This window comes from Nitrospirota bacterium (assembly GCA_035516965.1).
Lineage (GTDB): Bacteria > Nitrospirota > UBA9217 > UBA9217 > UBA9217 > MHEA01.
In genome coordinates, this window is sequence record DATIZR010000106.1 from 1 (window position 1) to 7,966 (window position 7,966).

Sequence of the window (7,966 nt, forward strand, 5' to 3'; positions counted from 1 at the left end):
AAGAAGCTCCCGAACAAGTCCTTCGAGTACGCGGTGGACGAATCCAAGTGCATCGGCTGCGGCTTCTGCGCGGGGATCTGCCCCTGCGGCGTGTGGGAGATGAAGGAGAACGTGTAGGGACCGTTTCATCTGCGGATGAACAAATAAAAAGAGTACCGCGATAAAAGTGAACGAACGCGAAAAAGCCTGTCAGTACAAGACCTGACGGGCTTTTTGTCTCCGGATGCAACCGGTTATCCGTACCTCAAGCAGGAGCCCGCCCCTTTGGTCCTGCCGCGTTCGCCGCCGCGGGAAGGGGCGCAGCAAGAGTTCATTGACAGTTTGCGTATGCGGTGTTATCGTTGAATCGAGGATGGCGGCATTCCTCGATGGAGCGTCAACTGTACCACCATAGGTGAAGGAGGTGTTTTATGCCATATCTGGTTGAGTCACCCCATACGAAGGAAGAGTGCCTGAAGGCGCTCGACGAACAGCTGGCTATGGGGCCGGATGTGCTCAAAAAGTATTACTTCGGCTGCATTGCTGGGGACCATACCGGCTACGTGATTGCTGACGTGAAGACCGAAGGAGAAGCACGCAGACTGGTCCCGAGTTTCCTGCTCAATAAGGCACGGATCGTAGAGATCGGTCAGATCACGCCCGAGATGATCCGGTCTTTCCACACCAAGGCAGCATAGGGCTGGCAATACGCTTAGGCCATGCCGGATCCGGACGGGGTTCCATCCTGTCCGGATTTTTTTATGCCTGGATACGTCGGCGCGGGAGAGACCGAACTCTCCCGAATGGTTGGCAGAGCGGAGGTCATACCTCACTCTTTCCGCGGTCCGATATTGCTCGGGAATGCAGTGGCCGTTTTATACGCTCTTCTCTCCGGCCGCACCTGCGGGGTTGACAAAAGACAACGGGGCACGGATCTGCTGGAGCACTGTCCGAGGAACCCCATTCTCCATCAGTTTCATTGACAGTTCGGCGCCGTTTCGGTAGACTTTGAATGAGAATCCCTGCGTCAGGGAGGACGGCAGGCGAAGGAGGGGTCTCCCATGGATGCTGTCAAGGCGTTGGACCTGATTGAGCAGCTTGAAACGAAGGTAGCGGGGATGTATGAGCGCCTTCAAAAGGAGTTCAGCGGAGACCGCGCCCTCTCCGAGCTGTTTGGCGGCCTGGGGGAGGAAGAGCGCAGCCTTGCCCGAATGGCGGGTGTACATAAAGGGATGGTCCGCTCCCGGCCGTCGGACTTCGGCGAGGTCGACCTCGAGTTCAGCGACTTCAAGCAGGCGATGGACTGCGTTTCCGTGGTCATGACCTTGCCGCGCGACAAGGTCAATGAGATCCTGATACAATGCTACCTGATCGAGTCCAGTATGGTGGAGCTGTACGTCGTGGCGGCGCTTCGCTGCTCGAACCCGGATATCCGGCAGCTGCTCACGACGCTTGGCCAGGGGTTCCGTGACCACCTGACGGCTCTTGCAGCGCGCGTGCAGGAGCTGGGGATCGATGTCAGGAACATCGAAACGATGCGCCAGCACCCCCGGGTCTCTTTTGCCGGCATGGTCACGATCGGCGACCGTATCCACGGGAAAAGCGTGGACATCAGCGAAAGCGGCATGTTCGTGCTGACGGCGCATACGATACCGGAAGGTTCCGAGGTGACCGTGTCCTTTCCGATCCTGACCGGAGTGGTGACCACCAGCGCGATGGTGCGGTATTCGGTGCCGCACGCCGGGATGGGCCTTATCTTCAAAACGCTGCCTGTTCAGGGGCGGGAGCTGATCCAGGGGTACGTGGACAGGGTACTGGCGGGGCATCAGGCAGGATTGCAGGGCCCGGTCGAGCGGAGCGGGGAAACCGCCGGCTCGGCATAGTACGGGCTCTTCCGAAAGCCCATCGAGAGCCGGAGGGCCTCTGAAGTGAGCATTGTACGCGTTTCTGCTGTGCAGCATGATCCTTCCGTTTGATCACCATGTCTATCTGAGAGTCGAGTGACAATGCACTGGAGCAGGATAAAGAACCAGTTGATCGCCCGCGTCATCACCCGCGTGCCGTCGTTGGCAAAGCGCTTCGTTGCATCCTATACTCCCTGGGAATCGGAAGACATCCCCTGGACGCCGTTCACGAAGCCGCTGTCGCGGTGCATCGTGGCGCTGGTCACTACCGCAGGCGTTCACCACCGGGACCAGCAGCCGTTCAACATGAACGATAGGGATGGCGACCCTTCCTACCGCGTCATTGACCTGAACCGTCCTCCTGACAGCCTTATGATCACCCACGATTATTACGACCACGCTGATGCGGACCGCGACAGGAACATTGTCTTTCCCGTCGAGCGCATGCGTGAGCTCGCGGCAGGGGGCGTCATCGGGGCCCTTGCCGTGAGGAATTACAGCTTCATGGGCCACATAACCGGTGCGCACATCCTGACGCTTGCCAGCAAGACCGCGCCCGAGACTGCCCGGCTTTTGAAGCAGGACGGCGTCGACGCCGTGCTTCTCACACCCGGCTGAGGCATCTGCAATCAGTCCGTGGGGCTGATCCAGCGGGAGATCGAGCGCACGGGGATCCCGACGATCGGGATCTCGATCGTGCGGGAGTATTCCGCCAAGGTCAAGCCCCCCAGGACCGTGTACCTTCACTGGCCCTTCGGCCATCCCCTGGGAGAGCCATTCAATACGGCCCAGCAACGCGTCGTGCTTGCGGAGGCCTTTCGCGCGCTCTGCACCATCGACCGGCCGGGAGAGATCAGAGACCTGCCATACCGCTGGAGGCGTGAGCGCTACGACGACAAGGACATCGAAGTCGTCCTGAAGCCGTGCCGAAAGGGATGGTCCAGGAAGCCGTCAGGATGAGTGCCTCGTCACCGGGCACAAAGCGCGCCTTGACTCCCTGTCATTGTTCCGTTACAATCGATACAATGATTTTTTGTGTTCGTTCAATCCGGACCTCTGGCGTCTGGAATAGTCCGGAGCAAGCCGAACCCAGGAGGCATCATGGAGACCCAGGAACGAACAAAGTCGCTCATCCTCTCGGTTGACGCTGACTGCGTCAGCCAGCTTCGCACAAGCACCATTCTCCAGCATCTGGAATATCACTTCTTTCCCGTCAAGTCAGCCGAGGACGCGCTGTTGATCCTGCAAATGACGGTTCCAAGGGTGGTGCTGAGCGAGATCCATCTGCCGAAGATGAACGGCATCGACCTGGTGAAGCATGTCAGGAAGGACCAGCGGACGACGAATGTGCCGGTCATCATGTATACGACCGTCAAGGACCCGGTCTACCGGCAGCTCAGCCAGCAGGCCGGAGCTACCGCTTATCTCCTGCAGCCGGCGCATCACAACCATCTCTATGAGGCCATTCAGAAGGTCACGGAGACAACGCCGCGACAGTACGTCCGGCTTACCACCTTTCTTGATGTCATCGTGGGGAAAGAGGGCATTCCCGGCCACGTGGTGTCACGGGAAAAGGTCACGGCCATTTCCGAGAACGGCATGTACGTGTACACACAGAAGCCGCTCCTTTTCGGCACGGTGCTGCCGTACACGCTTTTTTTGGGGGGACAGGAGGGCAGCATCACCTTCGAAGGCAAGGTCATCTACCGACATGAAGGCGTGAGCGGCGGAAAGCAGCCGGGCATGGGCGTCATTTTTTCGCGGATACAGCCGGAAGACCGTGATGCGATCAAGGATTTCATTCTTGAGCGGCTCATGGAAGGTATGCCGCTCACCATGCGGGAGCCCTGAGCCACGGACTGTGCCGGTTATTTCGACGATTGTCAAGCCCTGTTCCCGGATCTGCCCGGACATGGCAAACACCGCTCTGCCGTCTATTGCTCAAACCCTTCGCGGTCTCTCCTTGACAGAAGATAGTTCCCACTTTCCGAGAAGATCATTCATAAAAAGAGCATCGGCATGATGCCGAAAAAACGGTGACCCCGGCTAAGAACCATGAGATGGCGCAGGATCACGGGTCCCTGTTGTCGTCTTCCGGGCCCGGGGTGGTCCACTCTTATCAGGAGCGGGTTTTCCTTCCACGTGGCCTTATTTCCGTAAAACCTTTTTCCCATTGGCGCTCCGGATTCTGCTATACTCTATACAAGATAGGAAATGTCTTGATTAAGGAGGCGGAGCAATTTAGGCGGATATCCTGATAACGGGCTCGATCGGGAAGACCGGGTTGCCGGGTGTTCAACTTCGCTCCGACTACGGTGTCGTACTGCGATAGAAGCAGGGCGAATACCTTTTGACGAAATAAGAGAGCGATAAAATCATTGCCATTTTCAAATAACTGTTTGACGCACATTCTGTATTTGCTATACTATAATTGAATTGAGAAAGATGAAAGCCAGGAGAGGCGAGAGCAATGGCATTTGGAGAAGAAAAAGAGGGCGGTTTTGTTGAGGGAGTGCCAGACGAAGTTCTGGGTGAACTGGCTGAAGACCTCGATGAAGAAGAGGAAGCCGAGCCGACGCCGGTCGAAGTGGCCGAGGCTGTGGAGGAGGTTGGCGGAGCCGATCTCGTTGATACCTATCTCAAGTCCGTCGGACGGTTCCCCATGCTCAAGATCGATGAGGAGCATGAATATGTGCGGATCCTCGAGGAAGGCAAGGTCGAGCTCAAACGGATAGCACTCACGTCTCCCCTGGCCATTCCGAGGGTGCTGGCGCTGGGGGCCAACATCAAGCAGGGCCAGGTGAAGGCTCTTGACGTGCTGCGCTATCCCGGTGAATGGAAGGAGTCCTATGAGGCGGATTTCATGCGTCTGTACAACCGGCTGAAACGCCAGGTGGCGAGGCGCGATATGGACCGCGCGGTTGCAACGCTCCTCTCGATGAGCATTTCCTTCCGTGAGATCGAAAAGATGCTGAAAAGGATCATCGCAATCGGGAGGCAGGTGGACAAAGGGATCACCCTGGAGATGGACAAGCTGGGGATGGACGAGCCTTCGCTCAGGGAGATGATCTTCCGCATCGAGCAGGAGGACGCAAAGGTCAAGGTCGCCAAGGACGAACTGATCAAGGCCAACCTGAGGCTCGTGGTGTCAATCGCCAAGAAATACGTGAACCGGGGGCTCACGCTCCTGGACCTCATCCAGGAGGGGAATATCGGTCTGATGAAGGCGGCAGACCGGTACGAGTCAGGAAAGGGGACCAAGTTCAGCACCTATTCGACGTGGTGGATCAGGCAGCGCATCACCCGCGCGATCCTTGACCAGGCCCGCACCATCCGGCTTCCCGTTCACCTGATCGAGGAGAGCACCCGGATCAGCAGGATCTACACGAAGTTCATGCGCGAAAAGGGGAGGGAGCCGAGCCCCGAAGAGGTCTCCAAGCTCATGGGCCTGTCGGTGACGCGCGTGAACGAGATCCTCCGGGCGATCCAGGAGCCCGTGTCCCTGGAGACGCCGATCCTGTCCGAGGAAAAAGAACTGAAGGACGTGATCATCGACGAGAAGTCTATTTCTCCCTTCAAGACGCTGGAAAACAACGAGGCGTCGAACCGCATTGAAGAAGTGCTCTCCTCGCTGACCGAACGCGAGGAGAAGATCATCAGGATGCGCTTCGGCATAGGACTCGGGACGGAGCATACGCTGGAGGAAGTGGGCAAGTTTTTCAACCTGACGCGGGAGCGGATCCGCCAGATCGAGATCAAGGCGCTTAAGAAACTGCGTCATCCAGCACGGAGCAGAATGCTGCGGGAGTACGTCTAGGGGGACGGGAGCAAGTGAAAAAGAACAGGGCGCCGATGTGGTAATCGGCAGCCTGTTCTTTTTTACGGCGTGAGTGGGCTAATCGTTGGTGTTCATGATGAACTCGATGTCGGATATGATGCGCGTAGCCTCGTCGAGATGAGGTTTATCTTGCTCGGGATTGGACACATAGGCGGCCATGATCGCCCGCGTCTTGTCCACGAGGAACCAGACCCGCCAGTGAGTCGCCTCTTCCTTCTCCTTGAAAGTATAGTCCAGGGTCGCTATTCCCATTTCTCCCCGCTTTTCGACCTTCACGGCCTCCCGGGGGAAGGGCACATCGCGCTCTTCCATGGCGTCTTCAAGGTAGTTTCTTGCCGCGTCAACCGGCGAGTTCCTGGTCTCTTCCCGCTCGATGAATGAAAGCTGCATCATCCCTGGCCAGCCGTCCTTTTCAAGGAGCACAAAACCCATTTCTTCCCGCTCGTTCCAGCCGTCGGGCAAAAACAGGTTGATCCACCGTTCATAGGTCACTTTTTTACCCATGGCGGGGATTGTAATGGAGGAGTCCGTGTCAGTCAAATGAGTTTCGCAAATAGGGGGAAAAGAACTGTTTATACTGACAAACGCTGTTTGAGATGGGCTAAAATAAGGGATGCATTCTCCGCCGGGTCATTCCGGCCGTCCACGATAACGTCCGGCTTCACCGGCGCCTCGTAGGGAGTTTGCAGTCCCGGTACGGACGAGGCTGTTCCCAGTGCCGCCTGCGCATAAATACCCTTGGGGTCCCTCTGCACGCATACCTCCCGGGGGCAATCCACATACACCTCGACGAAGCGGTGAATGCGTTCCCGGGCCCGGTCACGGTATGCACGCTTGTTGGCCGTGGCATCGAATATGACATTCGCCCCGCCCCTGACGATGAGTTCCCCGATCCGGGCCAACTGACCGTAGAACCGGTCACGTTCATCCCCGGTATAGACCGGTTCCGGCGTGAGGATCTTCCTCAGTTCGTCCGATTCGAGCACAACGATCGGCAGCCCGCGCTCCCTGAGCCTGTTCGCGAGCTCGCGGGTCACCGCGCTCTTGCCCGCAGCCGGGATCCCGGTGATCCAGACCGCAAATCCTTCTTTGTTGCTCATGCCAGGTACCTCGGCACGTCTCGCGGCTCGAACCGAGCGCTGCCGAGCACATTTTCGATGAAGGCGAAGATGGAGCGGCGAACGGGTTCCGCGAGGTGGGGATACCAGACGGGGCTCGCGATGACCAGTCCCCGCCAGGCATAGAACGGGGCGATGACCTCGAGCATTTCATCATCCTTCGTCCGGGCCAGGTAGGTGTCCCAGAACAGGTGGAACATCCGCTCGAAGTCACCCTCGAGCCGCCCGGAACGCTGGAGTGAGAAGAAAAGGTAATTGATGGTCATCGTCGCGATGTCGTCAGCGGGATCGCCCCATTCGCCACGGGAGCGGTCGAGCACGGTGAAGTCGACGCCTTTCCGGAACAGGACGTTCCAGGGATGGAAGTCGCCGTGCACCTGGCAGAGGCGATGCCCGCGGTCCTTGATCCGCCAGCGCCAGTCGACGCAGGTGCTCTCGATCCTCTGCAGGAGCCGTGGGTCGATGGAGGGGAAGGCCCTCGGATAATTATCGATGACCCCCATGAGGCATTCACCGTGGCCGATCAGGTCCCGGATGCGCCGGGTGTACAACCCGGGTGCGGCAATTTTCCGGGCGTGGACCTCCGCCACATAGTCCGACAGGGCAACGGTGCGCTGAAAGTCCAGCTTCGCGGCCGCGCCGCCGTCCCTGATCCGCTCCAGGTCCTTGAAATAGCCGGCGCCCTCCACGAACTCCGTGAGCAGGAAGAACTCTTTCGCCCCGCCGGTCGAGATCATCACACCGGAATCGAGGAACGCGCCGCTGTCGATGGACCGCACATGGCGCGGAAGCTCGTTGAAGGCGGTATGCTCCCAGAGGATGGACTGGGCGCGGTCCGAGAAGTGGTCATGACCATAGGGTGAGGGCGCCATGGTCTCGAGTACGGCCTTCTTGCCTTTGCCGTCGACCTCATATTCGATGAAAAGCGGGGACCCGTACCCGAAGCCCTTCAGGTCGTCACCCTCTTCCTGGGCGCCGTGGCCCGTCAGGGAGCGGACGCGCACCGGTCTCTGGTAGAGTGATGAGAGGTATTCGGTGAGGGCCTGGATGCTTATGGGTGCCATGGTCTCCCCGGAGAGCGGGAATGCTCGATGACAGGATCGCTGGTTTCAATTGTAGCATGAAAC

10 protein-coding genes are annotated in these 7,966 nt (G+C 58.4%); 7 read left to right on the forward strand and 3 right to left on the reverse strand.

Annotated elements, in window-relative coordinates; translation table 11 throughout:
• The 7 genes from VL197_15450 to VL197_15480 all read left to right on the forward strand — a co-directional run.
• On the forward strand, positions 1 to 117 hold a 117-nt coding region (locus VL197_15450), incomplete at its 5' end, for a 4Fe-4S binding protein (GenBank protein HUJ19379.1).
• A gap of 293 nt (positions 118 to 410) precedes the next feature.
• Positions 411 to 677, forward strand: a complete 267-nt coding sequence (locus tag VL197_15455; protein HUJ19380.1) for a hypothetical protein — start codon at positions 411 to 413, stop codon at positions 675 to 677.
• A gap of 363 nt (positions 678 to 1,040) precedes the next feature.
• Positions 1,041 to 1,862, forward strand: a complete 822-nt coding sequence (locus VL197_15460) for a PilZ domain-containing protein (protein HUJ19381.1) — start codon at positions 1,041 to 1,043, stop codon at positions 1,860 to 1,862.
• Between the two features lie 123 nt (positions 1,863 to 1,985).
• Positions 1,986 to 2,501 carry a glycine/sarcosine/betaine reductase selenoprotein B family protein gene (locus tag VL197_15465; protein ID HUJ19382.1) on the forward strand — a complete coding sequence of 172 codons (516 nt, stop codon included), beginning with the start codon at positions 1,986 to 1,988 and terminating at the stop codon, positions 2,499 to 2,501.
• An 18-nt stretch (positions 2,502 to 2,519) separates the two neighbouring features.
• Positions 2,520 to 2,843, forward strand: coding sequence for a hypothetical protein (locus VL197_15470; protein HUJ19383.1), 324 nt, complete (start codon positions 2,520 to 2,522; stop codon positions 2,841 to 2,843).
• A gap of 141 nt (positions 2,844 to 2,984) precedes the next feature.
• Positions 2,985 to 3,734 carry a response regulator gene (locus VL197_15475; GenBank protein ID HUJ19384.1) on the forward strand — a complete coding sequence of 250 codons (750 nt, stop codon included), beginning with the start codon at positions 2,985 to 2,987 and terminating at the stop codon, positions 3,732 to 3,734.
• Between the two features lie 619 nt (positions 3,735 to 4,353).
• The gene (locus VL197_15480; GenBank protein HUJ19385.1) at positions 4,354 to 5,700 is read left to right on the forward strand and encodes a sigma-70 family RNA polymerase sigma factor; all 1,347 of its coding nucleotides are present in this window, start codon (positions 4,354 to 4,356) and stop codon (positions 5,698 to 5,700) included.
• 78 nt (positions 5,701 to 5,778) lie between these two features.
• Here VL197_15480 and VL197_15485 read toward each other — a convergent pair whose 3' ends face one another.
• Genes VL197_15485 through VL197_15495 form a run of 3 tightly spaced genes read right to left on the reverse strand, consistent with a single transcriptional unit; the run spans position 5,779 to position 7,903 of the window.
• On the reverse strand, positions 5,779 to 6,261 hold the full coding sequence (locus VL197_15485) for a hypothetical protein (GenBank protein ID HUJ19386.1): 483 nt from the start codon (positions 6,259 to 6,261) through the stop codon (positions 5,779 to 5,781).
• A gap of 32 nt (positions 6,262 to 6,293) precedes the next feature.
• The gene (locus tag VL197_15490) at positions 6,294 to 6,821 is read right to left on the reverse strand and encodes an adenylyl-sulfate kinase (GenBank protein HUJ19387.1); all 528 of its coding nucleotides are present in this window, start codon (positions 6,819 to 6,821) and stop codon (positions 6,294 to 6,296) included.
• Positions 6,818 to 7,903 carry a phosphotransferase gene (locus tag VL197_15495; GenBank protein HUJ19388.1) on the reverse strand — a complete coding sequence of 362 codons (1,086 nt, stop codon included), beginning with the start codon at positions 7,901 to 7,903 and terminating at the stop codon, positions 6,818 to 6,820. The genes VL197_15490 and VL197_15495 overlap by 4 nt, the downstream gene beginning before the upstream one ends.
• Between the last annotated feature and the right edge of the window lie 63 nt (positions 7,904 to 7,966).